Source organism: Streptomyces sp. NPDC007157, from assembly GCF_040634235.1.
Classification (GTDB): domain Bacteria; phylum Actinomycetota; class Actinomycetes; order Streptomycetales; family Streptomycetaceae; genus Streptomyces.
Window position 1 is genome coordinate 1 of record NZ_JBEYFE010000051.1, and the last position, 17,122, is coordinate 17,122.

15 protein-coding genes, 1 rRNA gene and 1 riboswitch are annotated in these 17,122 nt (G+C 69.8%); of the genes, 12 read left to right on the forward strand and 4 right to left on the reverse strand.

All coding sequences use genetic code 11. From position 1 onward, the window contains the following. The 11 genes from rrf to ABZ642_RS45225 form a co-directional block, all read left to right on the forward strand. Positions 1 to 95: ribosomal RNA gene (rrf, locus tag ABZ642_RS45175) — 5S ribosomal RNA — on the forward strand; the annotation flags it as partial. A 112-nt stretch (positions 96 to 207) separates the two neighbouring features. Further along, the gene (locus tag ABZ642_RS45180) at positions 208 to 816 is read left to right on the forward strand and encodes a CDP-alcohol phosphatidyltransferase family protein (RefSeq protein WP_360497198.1); all 609 of its coding nucleotides are present in this window, start codon (positions 208 to 210) and stop codon (positions 814 to 816) included. Positions 817 to 932: 116 nt separating this feature from the next. Beyond that, positions 933 to 3,428, forward strand: coding sequence for a mannose-1-phosphate guanyltransferase (locus ABZ642_RS45185; RefSeq protein WP_360497200.1), 2,496 nt, complete (start codon positions 933 to 935; stop codon positions 3,426 to 3,428). Positions 3,429 to 3,534: 106 nt separating this feature from the next. Continuing rightward, positions 3,535 to 4,446 carry a DUF881 domain-containing protein gene (locus tag ABZ642_RS45190; RefSeq protein ID WP_360497203.1) on the forward strand — a complete coding sequence of 304 codons (912 nt, stop codon included), beginning with the start codon at positions 3,535 to 3,537 and terminating at the stop codon, positions 4,444 to 4,446. Then, positions 4,443 to 4,775, forward strand: a complete 333-nt coding sequence (locus ABZ642_RS45195; protein WP_046727248.1) for a small basic family protein — start codon at positions 4,443 to 4,445, stop codon at positions 4,773 to 4,775. Before ABZ642_RS45190 ends, ABZ642_RS45195 begins: the two co-directional genes overlap by 4 nt. A gap of 5 nt (positions 4,776 to 4,780) precedes the next feature. Then, the gene (locus ABZ642_RS45200) at positions 4,781 to 5,617 is read left to right on the forward strand and encodes a DUF881 domain-containing protein (RefSeq protein ID WP_360497252.1); all 837 of its coding nucleotides are present in this window, start codon (positions 4,781 to 4,783) and stop codon (positions 5,615 to 5,617) included. A 190-nt stretch (positions 5,618 to 5,807) separates the two neighbouring features. Further along, positions 5,808 to 6,638 (forward strand): FHA domain-containing protein, encoded by an 831-nt coding sequence (locus tag ABZ642_RS45205; RefSeq protein ID WP_360497205.1) that lies wholly within the window; start codon positions 5,808 to 5,810, stop codon positions 6,636 to 6,638. Between the two features lie 40 nt (positions 6,639 to 6,678). Then, positions 6,679 to 7,416, forward strand: coding sequence for a MerR family transcriptional regulator (locus ABZ642_RS45210; RefSeq protein ID WP_360497208.1), 738 nt, complete (start codon positions 6,679 to 6,681; stop codon positions 7,414 to 7,416). A 91-nt stretch (positions 7,417 to 7,507) separates the two neighbouring features. Continuing rightward, positions 7,508 to 7,981: a bifunctional nuclease family protein gene (locus ABZ642_RS45215; protein ID WP_026253112.1), complete on the forward strand. Its 474-nt coding sequence runs from the start codon at positions 7,508 to 7,510 to the stop codon at positions 7,979 to 7,981. Positions 7,982 to 8,251: 270 nt separating this feature from the next. Beyond that, on the forward strand, positions 8,252 to 8,935 hold the full coding sequence (locus ABZ642_RS45220) for a MerR family transcriptional regulator (RefSeq protein WP_360497211.1): 684 nt from the start codon (positions 8,252 to 8,254) through the stop codon (positions 8,933 to 8,935). Between the two features lie 101 nt (positions 8,936 to 9,036). Then, positions 9,037 to 10,398: a DNA polymerase IV gene (locus ABZ642_RS45225; RefSeq protein WP_360497214.1), complete on the forward strand. Its 1,362-nt coding sequence runs from the start codon at positions 9,037 to 9,039 to the stop codon at positions 10,396 to 10,398. Positions 10,399 to 10,623: 225 nt separating this feature from the next. Here ABZ642_RS45225 and ABZ642_RS45230 read toward each other — a convergent pair whose 3' ends face one another. Beyond that, positions 10,624 to 11,004: a PRC-barrel domain-containing protein gene (locus ABZ642_RS45230; RefSeq protein ID WP_360497217.1), complete on the reverse strand. Its 381-nt coding sequence runs from the start codon at positions 11,002 to 11,004 to the stop codon at positions 10,624 to 10,626. A gap of 114 nt (positions 11,005 to 11,118) precedes the next feature. Next, positions 11,119 to 11,213: riboswitch (glycine riboswitch) on the forward strand. A gap of 174 nt (positions 11,214 to 11,387) precedes the next feature. Between ABZ642_RS45230 and gcvP the strand changes: the two genes are divergently transcribed. Beyond that, positions 11,388 to 14,273: an aminomethyl-transferring glycine dehydrogenase gene (gene gcvP, locus ABZ642_RS45235; RefSeq protein ID WP_360497220.1), complete on the forward strand. Its 2,886-nt coding sequence runs from the start codon at positions 11,388 to 11,390 to the stop codon at positions 14,271 to 14,273. A 59-nt stretch (positions 14,274 to 14,332) separates the two neighbouring features. Here the strand turns inward: gcvP and ABZ642_RS45240 are convergent, their stop codons facing one another. The 3 genes from ABZ642_RS45240 to modA are packed head-to-tail and all read right to left on the reverse strand — an operon-like array spanning position 14,333 to position 17,072. Further along, on the reverse strand, positions 14,333 to 15,403 hold the full coding sequence (locus tag ABZ642_RS45240; protein ID WP_360497223.1) for an ABC transporter ATP-binding protein: 1,071 nt from the start codon (positions 15,401 to 15,403) through the stop codon (positions 14,333 to 14,335). Continuing rightward, entirely contained in the window at positions 15,400 to 16,248 is an 849-nt protein-coding gene (gene modB, locus ABZ642_RS45245; protein ID WP_360497225.1) for a molybdate ABC transporter permease subunit, read from the reverse strand. Before modB ends, ABZ642_RS45240 begins: the two co-directional genes overlap by 4 nt. Further along, a complete protein-coding gene (gene modA, locus ABZ642_RS45250) occupies positions 16,245 to 17,072 on the reverse strand; it encodes a molybdate ABC transporter substrate-binding protein (protein WP_360497228.1) in 828 nt (275 codons plus the stop codon). The genes modB and modA overlap by 4 nt, the downstream gene beginning before the upstream one ends. Positions 17,073 to 17,122: the final 50 nt, after the last annotated feature.

The window sequence follows — 17,122 nt, forward strand, 5'->3', positions numbered from 1 at the left end:
AAACGCCCGGTTACATTCCGAACCCGGAAGCTAAGCCTTACAGCGCCGATGGTACTGCAGGGGGGACCCTGTGGGAGAGTAGGACACCGCCGAACTCCTTTTAGAGCTCTGGCTCTTGGGCATCAAGCCCGAGAGCCAGAGCTTTTTTGTGTTGGGGTAGGGTCAGGGGGCAAAGTTGGCTCGTTTCCCATCACAGGAGGCCCCCGGGTGGAGGTCCAGGAGACCCGCGTCCAGACGGATCGGGTCCTCACCATCCCGAACATCCTCAGCATGGCGCGTCTCGTCGGTGTACCCGTCTTCCTGTGGTTGATCCTCAGGCCCGAGTTCGGCGGGCCCAAGAGCGACGGCTGGGCGCTGCTGGTGCTCGCTTTCAGCGGCATCAGTGACTATCTGGACGGCAAGCTGGCCCGGCGCTGGAACCAGATCAGCAGCCTCGGCCGGCTTCTGGACCCCGCCGCGGACCGGCTCTACATCCTGTCGACGTTGGTCGGACTCACCTGGCGCGAGATCCTGCCGCTCTGGTTGACCGCCGTACTACTGCTGCGCGAACTGGTGCTGCTGGTGATGGTGGGGATCCTGCGCCGGCACGGCTATCCGCCGCCGCAGGTGAACTTCCTTGGCAAGGCCGCCACGTTCAATCTGATGTACGCGTTCCCGCTCCTGCTGCTCAGTGACGGAAGCGGCTGGATCTCGTCACTCGCTGCAGTTTTCGGATGGGCGTTCGCAGGATGGGGTACAACGCTCTATTGGTGGGCAGGAGTGCTCTACGTGGTGCAGGTCCGTCGTCTGGTTCGTGCGGACGCCACAGCCGATTGAGCTCGGCGATTGTCCGGACGTAGTGGCTCTCGATGGCCCGCGGCGAAAAAGTGCGGGACAATCTGGACGGGTGAAGTCGGCTAGACCGTCATCTTTTAGAGGAGGACGCTTCCGACATGAAGGCCGTCGTGATGGCCGGTGGTGAAGGCACACGCCTTCGCCCCATGACCTCTAGCATGCCCAAGCCGCTCCTTCCGGTGGTGAACCGCCCGATCATGGAGCATGTGCTGCGGCTGCTCAAAAGGCATGGGCTCACCGAGACCGTCGTCACTGTGCAGTTCCTGGCATCACTGGTCAAGAACTACTTCGGGGACGGCGAGGAGCTCGGTATGGAGCTCACCTATGCCAATGAGGAGAAGCCACTCGGTACCGCCGGAAGCGTCAAGAACGCCGAAGAGGCGTTGAAGGACGATGCTTTCCTCGTCATCTCCGGCGATGCGCTGACCGACTTCGACCTCACCGAACTCATCAACTTCCACAAGGCAAAGGGTGCGCTGGTCACGGTCTGCCTGACCCGCGTGCCCAATCCGCTGGAATTCGGCATCACCATCGTCGACGAAGAGGGGAAGGTCGAGCGGTTCCTTGAGAAGCCGACCTGGGGGCAGGTCTTCTCCGACACGGTGAACACGGGCATCTATGTCATGGAGCCCGAGGTATTCGACTATGTCGAGGCCGACGTTCCGGTCGACTGGTCCGGCGATGTCTTCCCGCAGCTGATGAAGGAAGGCAAGCCGATCTACGGCTATATCGCCGAGGGCTACTGGGAGGACGTCGGTACCCACGAGTCGTACGTCAAGGCGCAGGCCGACGTCCTGGAGGGCAAGGTCGACGTCGACATCGACGGCTTCGAGATATCGCCGGGCGTCTGGGTGGCCGAGGGCGCCGAGGTACACCCCGATGCGGTGCTGCGCGGACCGCTGTACATCGGTGACTACGCCAAGGTCGAGGCCGGCACGGAAATCCGCGAGCACACCGTCGTGGGATCCAACGTCGTCGTGAAGAGCGGTGCCTTCCTGCACCGGGCCGTGGTCCACGACAACGTGTACGTCGGGCAGCACAGCAATCTGCGGGGCTGCGTCGTCGGGAAGAACACCGACATCATGCGGGCCGCCCGGATCGAGGACGGAGCGGTCATCGGTGACGAGTGCCTGATCGGTGAAGAATCGATCGTGCAGGGCAACGTCCGGGTCTATCCGTTCAAGACCATCGAGGCCGGCGCGTTCGTCAACACGTCCGTGATCTGGGAGTCCCGCGGACAGGCGCATCTCTTCGGCGCCCGTGGTGTCTCCGGAATCCTGAACGTGGAGATCACGCCGGAGCTGGCGGTACGGCTCGCCGGCGCGTACGCGACCACGCTGAAGAAGGGCTCCACGGTCACCACGGCCCGTGACCACTCCCGGGGTGCCCGTGCTCTCAAGCGGGCGGTCATCTCGGCCCTCCAGGCCAGCGCCATCGACGTACGCGACCTGGAGAACGTGCCCCTGCCGGTGGCACGGCAGCAGACCGCGCGGGGCAGCGCCGGCGGCATCATGATCCGGACCTCGCCCGGGGTGCCCGACTCCGTCGACATCATGTTCTTCGACGGGCAGGGCGCGGACCTCTCGCAGGCCAGCCAGCGCAAGCTGGACCGGATCTTCGCGCGGCAGGAGTACCGGCGGGCGTTCCCCGGTGAGATCGGCGACCTGTACTTCCCGGCCAGCGTCTTCGACTCGTACACGGGTTCGTTGCTGCGGAACGTCGACACGACCGGGGTCGCCGAGGCCGGACTGAAGGTCGTCGTGGACGCCTCCAACGGCAGCGCCGGGCTCGTTCTGCCCAGCCTGCTCGGGAAGCTCGGCGTGGACTCGCTGACCGTCAACCCCGGTCTCAACGAGGCCAGGCCCACGGAGACGGCGGATCAGCGTCGGTCGGGGCTGGTGCGCCTCGGCGAGATCGTGGCGTCCTCCGGGGCCGCGTTCGGTGTGCGGTTCGACCCGGTGGGTGAGCGGCTGTCCCTGGTGGACGAGAAGGGCCGCATCATCGAGGACGACCGGGCGCTGCTGGTGATGCTCGACCTGGTCGCCGCCGAGCGGCGCAGCGGCCGTGTGGCGCTTCCGGTCACCACGACCCGGATCGCCGAGCAGGTGGCCGCGTACCACGGCACCCAGGTCGAGTGGACGACCACCTCGCCCGACGACCTCACCCGCGTGGGGCGTGAGGAAGGCACCATCTTCGGTGGTGACGGCAAGGGCGGATTCATCGTCCCCGAGTTCAGCAGCGTCTACGACGGCACGGCGGCCTTCGTGCGACTGATCGGCCTGGTGGCGCGCACGCAGCTCACGCTCAGCCAGATCGACGCCCGGATCCCGCGGGCGCATGTCCTCAAGCGGGACCTGGCGACTCCGTGGGCTGTCAAGGGACTGGTCATGCGGCGTGTCGTCGAGGCGGCCGGTGATCGTTTCGTGGACACGACCGACGGGGTGCGGGTGGTGGAGACCGACGGGCGCTGGGTGATGGTGCTGCCCGACCCGGCCGAGGCGGTCACCCATCTGTGGGCCGAGGGTCCCGACGACGCTTCCGCGCAGGCCCTGTTGGACGAATGGTCGGCGATCGTGGACAGCGCCGGACGGTAGAGACACCGCACGCGCGCGTGCCGGACAAGTGTCCCCGAGGGGGCCTGTCCGGCACGCCGGTGGGGCCATTCGGAGGTACCGGCCGCAACGTGCGACGATGTGCGGCATGCCGCAGCAACCCCCCGTTCGGAGCAGCGCCACCCGGCCGCAGCGTCCGGACGCCTCCATGTCGTTGATCACCAACGTCATGGACCACAGCCTCGACGACGGGTACGCCGAGGCGGCGGCCCGTAAGCGGGCGCAGGGGGAGGCCGGCGGCATGCCGAAGACCCTCCGGGCCAGGCTGGGCCTCGCCGGCGGTCTGGTGCTCGCGGCCCTGGTGGTGACCGTGGGCGCGGCGCAGGCGCGTGTGACGGCCCCGGTCGTGGCCAAGGAGCGCCAGGAGCTCATCGACCGTATCGACCGTGAGACGGCGTCCGCCGACAAGCTGGAGAGCGGTGTCGACAAGCTGCGCGACGACGTCAGCGCCCGCCAGCGTGCGGCGCTGAAGGAGAGCGGCGGCAGCGGGCAGGCGGACCTGGTGGGCATCCTGTCGGGTGCCACCGCGGTGCACGGCCCCGGTGTGAAGCTGGTCGTGAACGACGCCAAGGAGGCCTCCTCGGGCGGCGACGCCGGCAATCCGCGGGAGACCTCCGGGTTCTCCGACACCGGCCGGGTGCGGGACCACGACATGCAGCGCGTCGTGAACGGGCTGTGGGGCTCGGGCGCCGAGGCGATCTCTATCAACGGGCAGCGGCTGACCGCCCTGTCCGCGATCAGGGCCGCCGGAGACGCGATACTGGTCGACAACAGGCCGCTGGTACCGCCGTACACGGTGCTGGCGGTGGGGGACGGGGAGAGGCTCAGCTCCAGGTTCCAGGACAGCCCCGACGGGCTGTATCTGCATGCCCTGGAGGAGAACTTCGACATCCGGGCGACGATCTCCACGGAGAGTGACGTCCGGCTGCCCGCCGCACCCAGCGTGATCGTACGTACGGCCCAGCCGTACACCGAGAAGACTGAGAAGGGCACATCGTGATCGCCGTACTTGGCCTCGTCGTGGGCGTCGTGGCCGGACTGTTGGTCCGTCCGGAGGTTCCGGCGGTCGTCGAGCCGTATCTGCCGATCGCCGTCGTCGCGGCGCTCGACGCCGTCTTCGGCGGTCTGCGGGCCATGCTCGACGGGATCTTCGACGACAAGGTCTTCGTGGTGTCGTTCCTGTCCAACGTGGTGGTGGCCGCGCTGATCGTTTTCCTGGGTGACAAGTTGGGTGTGGGCTCGCAGCTGTCCACGGGTGTCGTCGTGGTCCTCGGTATCCGTATCTTCTCCAACGCCGCGGCGATCCGCCGGCATGTCTTCCGGGCGTGAGCGGCATGAGCGAGCACGAGAAGGAGCCGGAGCACCGGTTGCGCAGAGAACTGCCCGCCGAGGTGCCCGCCGCGGCGCCGGAGGCCGGATCCGCCGACGAGCCGAAGCCGGAGGGCGGGCTGGGCGGCCGCCGGCGGCTGGTCCAGGGGCTGTGGCCGCCGCGGGCGAGCCGGGCCCAACTGATCGTCGCGGTGCTGCTGTTCGGGCTCGGATTCGGGCTCGCCGTGCAGGTGGCGTCGAACAGCGACAGTGACAGCGCGTTGCGCGGGGCCCGCCAGGAGGATCTTGTTCGCATCCTCGATGAACTGGACGACCGTACTCAGCGTCTTGAGGACGAGAAGACAGGACTCGAGAAGCAGCGCCAGGAGTTGCAGAGCAGCTCCGACCAGGCGGCGGAGGCACGCAGGCAGACGGCCGAGAAGGAGAGGCAACTCGGCATTCTGGCGGGCACCGTGGCGGCGCAGGGTCCTGGCATCACGATGACGGTCGACGACCCGAAGGGGACGGTACAGGCGGACATGCTGCTCGACGCGATCCAGGAGCTGCGCGCGGCCGGCGCGGAGGCGATCCAGGTCAACGGGGTGCGAGTGATCTCCGGCACCTACCTCACCGACTCCGGGAAGAGTGTGAGCGTCGACGGGAACAAGATCACCCAGCCCTACGTTTTCAAGGTGATCGGCAAGCCGCAGGACCTCGAACCGGCTCTCAACATCCCCGGAGGCGTGGTGCAGACCCTGGAGAAGGAACAGGCGACTGTGACCGTCGAACGATCGACCAAGATCGTCGTGGATGCCTTGCGACCGGCGAAGCAGCCTGACTACGCTCGGTCGTCCTCACAGTGAACCGGCGGTGCATGCGGGACGTCCGGCTAGGGCATGAGGATGCGGGGGGTCGGCGCACCGGGGAACCGGTGCGTGGTGGAAACTGTCTGGTGGATACGGACGTTGTGTGGTTGTCCGGGTCGGCCGGTTTATTCAGTCAGGGTTCGTCCTGCCCCACGGGCGGGTCTGTTTCGGTCAAGGGGAATCGCCCGTGAAGTTGTTTTCGAAGTTGTTCGGCAAGAGCGCGCGAGAGGGCAGCGACAACGCGACCGCTCGCCATCGCGCACAGCCCGACGCGGACGGTCAGCGCCCGCTGTTCCGGGACCAGGTGGCTGGTCCGGGGGGTGACATTTCGGGAGGTCAGGGCGCGCCGTCAGTTGACCCGTCGCAGTCCAGCGGCATAGGTTTCGGGCAACCGTCAACCTCAGGTGCGGGTGGAGGGTTCACCTCCGGCCCGTACGCGTCCAACGCCCCGGAGGGGCAGCCGCGGCAGGAGGATCCGTCCATGTCGGCCCTGGTTTGTACGAGGTGCGGTAACCGCAACGCGGAGAACGCCCGCTTCTGTTCCAACTGCGGTGCCCCGCTGCGCGCGGGCGCAGTTCCCGAGCGGGCGGCGGAGACGACGTCCACGATCTCGATCTCCGGCCTGGAGGCGTACGACGCCGAGGTCACCGGCCAGACCCAGGTGCCGGCGCTCTCGCCCGAGGCGCAGGCGGCGGTCGACGCGCTGCCGCTGGGTTCCGCGCTGCTGGTCGTGCGCCGCGGTCCGAACTCGGGCAGCCGCTTCCTGCTGGACAGCGACCTGACCACGGCCGGCCGTCATCCGCAGAGCGACATCTTCCTGGACGACGTCACGGTCTCGCGCCGCCATGTGGAGTTCCGCCGTCAGCCGGACGGCTCGTTCACCGTGGCCGACGTGGGCAGCCTCAACGGCACGTACGTCAACCGGGAGCGCATCGACCAGGTGGCTCTGTCGAACGGTGACGAGGTCCAGATCGGCAAGTACCGGCTGGTCTTCTACGCGAGCCGGCAGGGCATCTGACCCTCCGGACCTCGTCCGGGGACCCCAGGGAAGAAGGTCCATGCTGCACACACCGAGCGGCGGTACCGGTCACGGCACCGCCGCCACGGAAACCGGGCTGATGAGTATCGGCACGGTGCTGAACGTGCTGCGCGACGAGTTCCCCGAAGTCACCATCTCCAAGATCCGCTTCCTGGAGTCGGAGGGGCTCATCGAGCCCCGCCGGACCCCGTCCGGGTACCGCAAGTTCAGCGCCGGGGACGTGGAGCGTCTCGGCCACGTCCTGAGGATGCAGCGGGACCACTACCTGCCGCTGAAGGTCATCCGGGAGTACCTGGACGCCATGGAGCGCGGCGAGGCCGTACAGCTGCCGGTGCTGGGGCGGCAGCGGGACGGCGAGGCGGTGCCGATGATGCCCGAGGCTCCCACGGTGGCGCGGATCGGCCGGGACGAGTTGCTCGCCGCCGCCGAGATCGACGAGAACTGCCTGGCGGAGTGGGAGTCGTACGGGCTGCTCGCTCCCCTGGAGGACGGTGTGTACGACGCCGAGGCGGTCACCGTGGCCGCGCTCGTGACCGAGCTGGGCAGGTTCGGGATCGAGCCGCGCCATCTGCGGGTGATGAAGGCCGCCGCCGACCGTGAGGCGGGCCTGGTGGACCAGGTGGTGGCCCCGCTCAAGCGGCACCGCAACCCGCAGACCAGGGCCCATGCCGAGGCGCGTACGAAGGAGCTGGCGGCGCTCACGGTGAAGCTGCATGCCGCACTGGTGCAGACCGCGCTCGGGGTGCGGCTGCCGTGACCATCGTGACAGGAGCCGGGCGGAGGCCGGATCGGGCGCGCGTTCTGGGCCCGACTACCCAAACGTCCCGGGCACGGCCTAGGGTTGCTGTGTGAACGAGCTCGATGTCGTAGGTGTCCGGGTGGAAATGCCCTCCAACCAACCGATCGTGCTCCTGCGCGAAGTGGGAGGCGACCGTTACCTCCCCATCTGGATCGGGCCGGGGGAGGCGACGGCGATCGCGTTCGCCCAGCAGGGCATGGCCCCCGCGCGACCGCTGACCCACGACCTGTTCAAGGACGTGCTGGAGGCCGTCGGTCAGGAGCTCACCGAAGTACGCATCACGGATCTGCGTGAGGGTGTCTTCTACGCGGAGCTGGTGTTCGCCAGCGGCGTCGAGGTGAGCGCCCGTCCGTCCGACGCCATAGCGCTGGCGCTGCGCACCGGAACGCCGATCTACGGGAGCGACACGGTGCTGGACGACGCGGGCATCGCGATCCCGGACGAGCAGGAGGACGAGGTGGAGAAGTTCCGCGAGTTCCTCGACCAGATCTCGCCCGAGGACTTCGGCACCAGCAGTCAGTGAGAGACCTGAGCGGCCCGTCACTCGCCCACCAGAGGGCGGTGACGGGCCGGTTCACTGCTGGTCACGGTCGAAACTCATGGGCAATTGCCAGCGGCCATTGAGAGCGTCCTACGGCTTCCCGCCAGAGCATTCGGCTAGCCTTTCCCCGCGGTGGGGCACGGGAAACCACTCCTGGGGTGATTATCACTCGGCGTGCCGAGTGTGGCGATCGTTGACGCACCCCTGGTGACTGCCTACCGTCGAGAAGGCAGGTCAAGGACGGAGGTCGGCGTGAGAAGCAGCGGCGACGGTATGGCTGGGGGTGCCCCGGGACGCGGTCTCGGGGAGAGCGGTCCGTACCCTCCCTCAAGCTCTCAACTTCGTTCGAGTTGGGGGGACCCCCAGCACGGCAGCACTGCCGGTCACGCTCCGCAGCGGCCGACGGCAGTGCCGAGCGGCGGAGGGGCGGCATCCATGACGACCGAGGAGATCGGCTACCGGGGGCCCACGGCCTGTGCGGCGGCAGGCATCACCTACCGGCAACTCGACTACTGGGCCCGCACCGGCCTGGTCGAGCCCAGCGTGCGGCCCGCCTACGGGTCGGGTACCCAGCGCCTGTACAGCTTCCGGGACGTCGTCGTCCTGAAGATCGTCAAGCGGTTCCTGGACACCGGGGTCTCCCTCCAGAACATCCGCACCGCCGTCCAGCACCTGAGGGAACGCGGTTTCCGCGACCTGGAGCGCATGACCCTCATGAGCGACGGCGCCACGGTCTACGAGTGCACCTCGCCCGACGAGGTGCACGCGCTGCTCCAGGGCGGTCAGGGCATCTTCGGGATCGCGGTCGGCGTGGTCTGGCGGGACGTGGAGAGCGCGCTCTCCCAGCTGCACGGCGAGCGCGTCGACACCGGGGAGACCCTGATCGGGCCCAACCCCGCCGACGAGCTGGCCCGACGCCGCAACAAGGCGGTCTGAGGTCCCGGCCCGACCTCCCCCGAATCTCTTGAGCCCTCTGTGATGCCCCGGCACGGTTGCGTGCCGGGGCATTGTCAGTGGTGTGGTGCAGCATCGGAGATGTGAGAAACGCGCCCACGATCCTGCATCTCGACATGGATGCCTTCTACGCCTCGGTGGAGCAGGCATCCAAGCCGAGTCTGCGCGGGAAGGCCGTGGTCGTGGGCGGGCTCGGACCGCGCGGTGTGGTGGCCACCGCGTCGTACGAGGCCAGGGTGTTCGGGGTGCATTCCGCGATGCCGATGGCACAGGCGCGCAGGCTGGCGCCGAACGCCGCGTATCTCGTGCCGCGCTTCGGGCTGTACCGGTCGATCAGCGAGCAGGTGATGGCGCTGCTGCACGAGCTGTCGCCGCTGGTGGAGCCGCTGAGCCTGGACGAGGCGTTCGTGGACCTGGAGGCGGGTGGGGTGGCCTGGGACGGCGGGTCGGCGCGGCTGGTGGGGGAGAAGCTGCGCGCGGACATACGGAACGCCACGGGGCTCTCCGGGTCGGTCGGGCTCGCCGCCTGCAAGATGCTCGCGAAGATCGCCTCCGAGCAGGCCAAACCGGACGGGCTGGTGCTGATCGAGCCGGGCACGGAGCGGGCGATGCTCGCGCCTATGCCGGTGCGGACCCTGCCGGGCGTGGGGCCGGCGACCGGGGACCATCTGCGGCGGGCCGGGATCACCACGGTCGACGAGATCGCCGAGGCGGGCGAGGACGAGCTGGTACGGCTGCTCGGCAAGGCCCACGGGCACGCGCTGTACGCGATGGCGCTGGCGCACGACGAACGGCCCGTGGTCGCCGAGCGGGAGGCCAAGTCGGTGTCCGTCGAGGACACCTATGACGTGGACATCCATGACCGGACACGGGTGGGGATGGAGGTGCAGCGGCTGGCCGACCGGTGCGTGCGCAGGCTGCGGGGGGCCGGGCTGTCGGGGCGGACCATCGTGCTGAAGGTACGGCGGTACGACTTCTCGACGCTCACCCGGTCGGAGACGCTCCGGGGGCCGACCGACGACCCGGCGGTGGTCCGGGAGGCGGCCGCGCGGCTGCTGGACTCGGTGGACACGACGGGGGGTGTGCGGTTGCTGGGCGTGGGCGTGTCGGGGCTCGCCGACTACACCCAGGAGGATCTGTTCGCGCAGGCGGCGGGGGAGGCGGCGGAGGTCCTGGCGGAGGAGGACGCGGCCGAGCCGGTCGCCGAGCAGGTGGTGGTGGCCGCCGAGCGGAGATGGCCCGCGGGACATGACGTCCGGCATGCCGAGTACGGACACGGATGGGTGCAGGGGAGTGGGCTGGGGAGGGTGACGGTGCGGTTCGAGACTCCGGGGGCGGTGGAGCCGGGGCGGGTGCGGACGTTTCGGGTGGACGACCCTGAGCTGGAGCCGGTGGATCCGTTGCCGTTGGTGTCGGGGGCTCCGGTGGACGGGGTGGGTGCGTGATCCGGCGTGGGGGCTGGGCGGGGTTTCGCTTGCCGGCGCTCGCCGGGTGCCTTCCCGGAGGGGCTACCCCCAGCGCCCACCCGTGCCGCCCCGGCGGCACGACTGCCCGCAGCTGGGACGTGTCCCTGTCGGGGGCGCGGGGCTGTACCGATCCGCGGCTCCGCCGCGGGGCGCGAGCAACCCCCACCGGCCCGCAGCTGAGCGTGGGCGGACCCGGCGTCGGTCTTACGCCCCCGTGTCCTCGGTTCCCGCCAGTTTCCCGAAGTGGTGGTCCGGGCGGTCGGGGGGTGGGGCGGTCGTGTCCAGGCCGTAGTGGTGGTAGAGCTGGAGTTCCTGCTCAGGGGAGAGATGGCGGCCCACTCCGAAGTCAGGGGCGTCCTTGATCAGGGTGCGCTCGAAGGGGACCTGGAGGGTGCCCTCGACCAGCTCACTCGGCTCCAGGGGCACGAACGCGTCCCGGGAGAACAGGCCGGTGCGTATGGCCGCCCACTCCGGCACCCCGGTCGCGTCGTCGAGGTAGACCTCGTCGATCGTGCCGATCTTCGTGCCGTTGCGGTCGAACGCCTTGCGGCCGATCAGGTTGCGCGGATCGATGTCGGTCTGCACGGGCCCTCCACTTGGTCGCAACTCATCCGTAAGCACTACAAAAGAGCACATTGAACGAGGCGGCCACTCGAAGACCCGTGCGTTGCCCTCGCTGGTAGGCTGGCAAGCGGCTGCTGACCCCGTGCGGGAGAGTCCTCCGGACAGACCGGAGGCGCCGAAGGAGCAAATCCTCCCCGGAATCTCTCAGGCTCACGTACCGCACGGACGAGGTCACTCTGGAAAGCAGGGCGGGCGTCGATGGCGTCCGCTCTCACCGACGGTGAAAGCCGGATCCCCTGGGCGTCCGGCGAAACTCTCAGGTTGAGATGACAGAGGGGGAGGCCGTCGGGGTGCCCGTGCCGGGGTACCCCTCGAAGGTCGCGTCAGACCAGGAGGCCTCCGCAATGACCGCCCAGCGTGTTCCGCTCTCAGAGCTAGAGCAGGGAATCCCCTTCGAGCAGCGCCATATCGGCCCCGACCACGAGGCCCGGGCCAAGATGCTCGCCCAGGTCGGGTACGGCTCGCTCGACGAGCTGACCGCCGCCGCCGTGCCGGATGTCATCAAGAACGCCGACGCCCTGGAACTGCCCGGCGCGCGCACCGAGGCCGAGGTGCTGGCCGAGCTGCGGTCGCTGGCCGACCGCAACCAGGTGCTCGACTCGATGATCGGGCTGGGCTACTACGGCACCTTCACGCCGCCCGTCATCCTGCGCAACGTGATGGAGAACCCCGCCTGGTACACGGCCTACACGCCGTACCAGCCGGAGATCTCACAGGGACGGCTGGAAGCGTTGCTGAACTTCCAGACCGTGGTCGCCGACCTCACCGGACTGCCCACCTCCGGCGCCTCGCTGCTCGACGAGGGCACGGCCGCCGCCGAGGCCATGTCCCTGTCGCTGCGCATGGGCAAGAACAAGAAGGGCGTCTTCGTCATCGACGCGGACGCCCTGCCGCAGACCGTCGCCGTGATCCGGACGCGGGCCGAACCGACCGGGGTCGAGGTCGTCGTCGCGGACCTGAGCGACGGGATTCCGGCGGACCTCGCCGCGCGTGAGATCAACGGCGTGCTCGTCCAGTACCCCGGCGCCTCCGGTGCCGTACGCGACATCAAGCCGCTCGTCGAGCAGGCGCACGAGCTGGGCGCGCTGGTCACCGTCGCCGCCGACCTGCTCGCGCTGACCCTGCTGACCTCGCCGGGCGAGCTGGGCGCCGACATCGCCGTCGGTACGACCCAGCGGTTCGGTGTGCCGATGGGCTTCGGCGGGCCGCACGCGGGCTACATGGCGGTGCGGGAGAAGTTCGCGCGCAGCCTGCCCGGCCGGCTCGTGGGCGTGTCCGTGGACGCCGACGGGCACAAGGCCTACCGGCTCGCGCTGCAGACGCGTGAACAGCACATCCGCCGGGAGAAGGCCACCAGCAACATCTGCACCGCTCAGGTGCTGCTCGCCGTGATGGCCGGCATGTACGCCGTCTACCACGGGCCCGAGGGCCTGCGGGCCATCGCCCAGCGGACCCACCGCTACGCCACGATCCTGGCTGCGGGGCTCACGGCCGGCGGGGTCGAGGTCGTGCACGGCGCCTACTTCGACACCCTCACCGCGCGGGTGCCCGGCAAGGCCGCCGAGGTCGTCGCGGCCGCCCGGCAGGGCGGTGTCAACCTGCGGCTCGTGGACACCGACCACGTCTCCATGGCCTGCGACGAGACCACCACGCGGGCCCAGCTGGGTGCCGTGTGGACGGCGTTCGGGGTCGAGGGCGACGTCGAGGCGCTGGACGCGGTCGCCGCGGACACGCTGCCCGAGGCGCTGCTGCGCGAGGACGGCTACCTGGGCCACCCCGTCTTCCACGACCACCGGTCCGAGACCGCGATGCTGCGCTACCTGCGCCGGCTCGCCGACCGTGACTACGCGCTGGACCGGGGCATGATCCCGCTGGGCTCCTGCACCATGAAGCTCAACGCGACCACCGAGATGGAGCCGGTCACCTGGCCCGAGTTCGGCCAGCTGCACCCCTTCGCGCCCGCCGAGCAGGCGCAGGGCTATCTGACGCTCATCCGTGAGCTGGAGGAGCGGCTCGCCGAGGTCACGGGCTACGACAAGGTGTCGCTCCAGCCCAACGCCGGGTCGCAGGGCGAACTGGCCGGGCTGCTCGCCGTACGCGCCTACCACCGCGCCAACGGCGACGAGCAGCGCACCGTCTGCCTGATCCCCTCCTCCGCGCACGGCACCAACGCCGCCAGCGCCGTCATGGCCGGGATGAAGGTCGTCGTCGTGAAGACCGCCGAGGACGGCGAGATCGACGTCGAGGACCTGCGGGCGAAGATCGAGCAGTACCGCGACCAGCTCGCCGTGCTGATGATCACGTACCCGTCCACGCACGGCGTGTTCGAGGAGCATGTCGCGGACATCTGCGGTCAGGTCCACGAGGCCGGCGGCCAGGTGTACGTCGACGGCGCCAACCTCAACGCCCTGGTCGGGGTCGCCAAGCCGGGTCACTTCGGCGGCGACGTCTCGCACTTGAACCTGCACAAGACCTTCTGCATCCCGCACGGCGGCGGCGGCCCGGGCGTCGGTCCGGTGGCCGTCCGGGCTCACCTCGCGCCGTACCTGCCGAACCACCCGCTCCAGCCGGCCGCCGGCCCGGCGACCGGCGTCGGACCGATCTCGGCCGCGCCGTGGGGCTCCGCGGGGATCCTGCCGATCTCGTGGGCGTACGTCCGCCTGATGGGCGGCGAGGGGCTGAAGCGCGCCACCCAGGTGGCCGTGCTCAGCGCCAACTACGTCGCCAAGCGGCTGGAGCCGCACTACCCCGTGCTCTACACCGGCCCCGGCGGGCTGGTCGCGCACGAGTGCATCATCGACCTGCGTGCGCTGACCAAGGCGACCGGGGTCAGCGTCGACGACGTCGCCAAGCGGCTCATCGACTACGGGTTCCACGCGCCGACGATGTCCTTCCCGGTGGCCGGCACGCTGATGATCGAGCCGACCGAGTCCGAGGACCTCGGTGAGCTGGACCGGTTCTGCGAGGCGATGATCGCCATCCGGGCGGAGATCGACAAGGTCGGGGCGGGGGAGTGGCCCGCAGAGGACAACCCGCTGCGGGGTGCCCCGCACACGGCCGCCGCGCTCGGCGGGGAGTGGGAGCACGCGTACTCGCGTGCGGAGGCCGTCTTCCCGGCCGGGGTGTCCGCCGCCGACAAGTACTGGCCGCCGGTGCGCCGGATCGACCAGGCCTTCGGTGACCGGAACCTGGTGTGCTCCTGCCCGCCGCTGGACGCGTACGAGGACTGATCCGCGGTAGCACGGACGTGACAGAGGCCCCGCTTCGGCGGGGCCTCTCGCGTCTGGTGCTACGCCGGGTAGGCGTGGGTCTGTGTCGCCTTCACCGCCGCCCAGACCGGGGTGCCCGGGTGCAGGTCCAGTTCGGCGGCGGCGACCGTGGTGAGGTCGGCGGCGAGGGGGAGTTCGCCGGTCAGGTCGGCGCGGATCCGGTCACCGTGGATCTCCAGTCCGGCGACCTCGCAGCGCCACAGGTTGCGGGCGCTGGTGCCGGTGGGGCGGTCCCGGAAGAGGGTGACGGCGCTCGGTGGGAACGCGACGAACACGTCGCCGGCGAGCTCCTCCGTGGTGGCGATGGCGGGGCCGGTGTCCAGCCTGACCAGGTGGCTTCCGGCCTCGGCCCGACCGCGGTAGAGGTTGAGGCCGACCAGGTGGGCGATGTAGTCGGTGCGCGGGTGGCGGGCGATGTCGGTGGGGGTGCCCTGCTGGACGATCGAGCCCTGCTCGATGACGATCAGACGGTCGGCCAGCACCATGGCGTCCAGCGGGTCGTGGGTGACCAGTACGGCCACGGCCTCGAACTCCGCCAGGTGGCGGCGGAGTTGGGAACGCACGTCCAGACGGGTGCGGGCGTCGAGGGCGGCGAGGGGCTCGTCCAGGAGCAGCAGACGGGGGTGGGTGGCCAGGGCGCGGGCCAGTGCGACGCGCTGGGCCTGGCCGCCGGAGAGACGGCGGGGTTTGGCGCCGGTGTGGTCCGCGAGGCCCATGCGGTCCAGCCAGGCGGCCGCCTGGGCGCGGGCCTCGGCCTTTGTCGCGCCGTGGCAGCGGGGGCCGAAGGCGACGTTGTCGAGGGCCGTGAGGTGGGGGAAGAGGAGGTAGTCCTGGAAGACGACACCCACCGGGCGGGATTCGGGGGGCGTACGGTCCAACTCCGTGCCGTCCAGGTGGAGATGGCCGGCGCTGAGGGGGGTGAGGCCGGCCAGGGCCCGGAGGGCGGTGGTCTTGCCGGCGCCGTTGGGGCCGAGCAGGGCGACGACCTCGCCGGGGGCGGCGGTGAGGGAGATGTCGAGGTGGAAGGCGGGGCGGGTGACGACGAGGCGGGCGTCCAGGCCGTCGGGCGCGGTGGGGTGAGGATGTGTCATGAGGCTGTCATCCAGCGGTCGCGGAGGCCTGCCAGTACGGCGATCGAGACGGTCAGCAGGACGAGGCTGAGGGCGATCGCCGCGTCGGGGTCGTTCTGGAGGGCCAGGTAGACCGCGAGCGGCATGGTCTGGGTGCGGCCCGGGAAGTTGCCGGCGAACGTGATCGTCGCGCCGAACTCGCCGAGCGCGCGGGCCCAGGCCAGTACCGAGCCGGCCGCGATGCCCGGGGCGATGAGGGGCAGCGTGACCCTGCGGAACGCCGTGAAGCGGGAGGCGCCCAGGGTCGTCGCCGCCTCCTCGAAGCGCGGGTCGGCGGCGCGCAGCGTGCCCTCGACGCTGATCACCAGGAAGGGCATGGCCACGAAGGACTCGGCGATCACCACCGCGGTCGTCGTGAACGGGAGCGTGATCCCGAACCAGGAGTCCAGCCACTGCCCGACGACCCCGTTGCGGCCCAGGGCGAGGAGCAGGGCGACACCGCCGACCACCGGGGGGAGGACCAGGGGGAGTGTCACCAGCGCTCGTACCAGGCCCCGGCCGGGGAACTCGGTGCGGGCCAGCAGCCAGGCCAGCGGGACGCCGAGCACCAGGCTCACGGCCGTCGCCGCGGTCGCGCTGAGCAGCGAGAGCTGGAGGGCCTGCCACACCTCCGTGCTGGTCAGCAGCGACGGGAGGCTGCCCCAGGGGGCGCGCAGGAGGAGCGCGAGCAGGGGCAGGAGGAGGAAGACCAGGGCTACCGCTCCGGGGAGGAGGAGCGGTAGCGGAACGGCCGACCGGACGCGCCGGCGCCGTGGGCCGCCCGTGACGGCGACGGCCCCGGCGTCCGGCTCGTCGACCTTCGTCACGGCTTGAGGAATCCGGCCTGGTTCAGGACCTGCTGGCCCTCGGCGGACTGCACCAGCGCGATGAACGCCTTGGCCACCGTCGGGTTCGGGGCGTTCTTCAGCAGGGCGATCGGGTAGTCGTTGATGGCATCGGCGGACTCGGGGAACTCCACGCCCTCCACCTTGTCACCCGCGGCCTTCACATCGGTCTTGTAGACGACCGCGGCGTCGGCCTCCTTGAGGACCACCTTGTTGAGGGCGGACTTCACGTCCTCCTCGTAGGAGACCGGGGTCAGCTTGAGCTTGCTGGCGTCCAGCGCCTTCTGCGCGGCGGCGCCGCACGGCACCGTCTTGTCGCAGAGGACCACCTTCAGCGAGGACTTGGTGAGGTCCTTGAGCGAGGCGACCTTGTCGGGGTTGCCCGGCAGGGTGGCGATCTCCAGCTGGTTGCGGACGAAGGTGGCCGGCGTGGTGGCGGTGTCCTTCTTGTCCGTCACGATCGCCATCGTCTTGGGGCTGGCGGCGGCGAAGACGTCGGCGGGGGCCCCGCTGGTGATCTGCGCGGCGAGGGTGTCGCTGCCGCCGAAGCTGAAGTCGACCTTCGTCCCCGGGTGGGCCTTCTCGAAGTCGGCCTTCAGCGTCGTGAAGCTCTCCTTGAGGGAGGCCGCCGCGAACACGGTGATCGAGCCCGACAGTTTGGGCGACGCCGACGACGAGGTGTCCGACTTCGTCGTCGCGGACGAGTCGTCGTCCGAGGAGGAGCAGGCGCTCAGGGCCAGCAGGGCCGCGACCGAGGCACCGGCCACCTGGAGCGTCCGCCGGGTCCGGCGCGCGGAACGGGTCATCACGAGTGAACTCCTCTGAATCCAGATGAAAAAGCTGTCGCGCCCTGTCG

What these genes read in the sequence shown, in the direction of transcription:
- ABZ642_RS45185 (WP_360497200.1), top strand. Translation starts at nt 933, where the DNA reads ATGAAGGCCGTCGTGATGGCCGGTGGTGAAGGCACACGCCTTCGCCCC.
- ABZ642_RS45190 (WP_360497203.1), top strand. Translation starts at nt 3,535, where the DNA reads ATGCCGCAGCAACCCCCCGTTCGGAGCAGCGCCACCCGGCCGCAGCGT.
- ABZ642_RS45200 (WP_360497252.1), top strand. Translation starts at nt 4,781, where the DNA reads ATGAGCGAGCACGAGAAGGAGCCGGAGCACCGGTTGCGCAGAGAACTG.
- ABZ642_RS45210 (WP_360497208.1), top strand. Translation starts at nt 6,679, where the DNA reads ATGCTGCACACACCGAGCGGCGGTACCGGTCACGGCACCGCCGCCACG.
- gcvP (WP_360497220.1), top strand. Translation starts at nt 11,388, where the DNA reads ATGACCGCCCAGCGTGTTCCGCTCTCAGAGCTAGAGCAGGGAATCCCC.
- ABZ642_RS45240 (WP_360497223.1), bottom strand. Translation starts at nt 15,403, where the DNA reads ATGACACATCCTCACCCCACCGCGCCCGACGGCCTGGACGCCCGCCTC.
- modA (WP_360497228.1), bottom strand. Translation starts at nt 17,072, where the DNA reads ATGACCCGTTCCGCGCGCCGGACCCGGCGGACGCTCCAGGTGGCCGGT.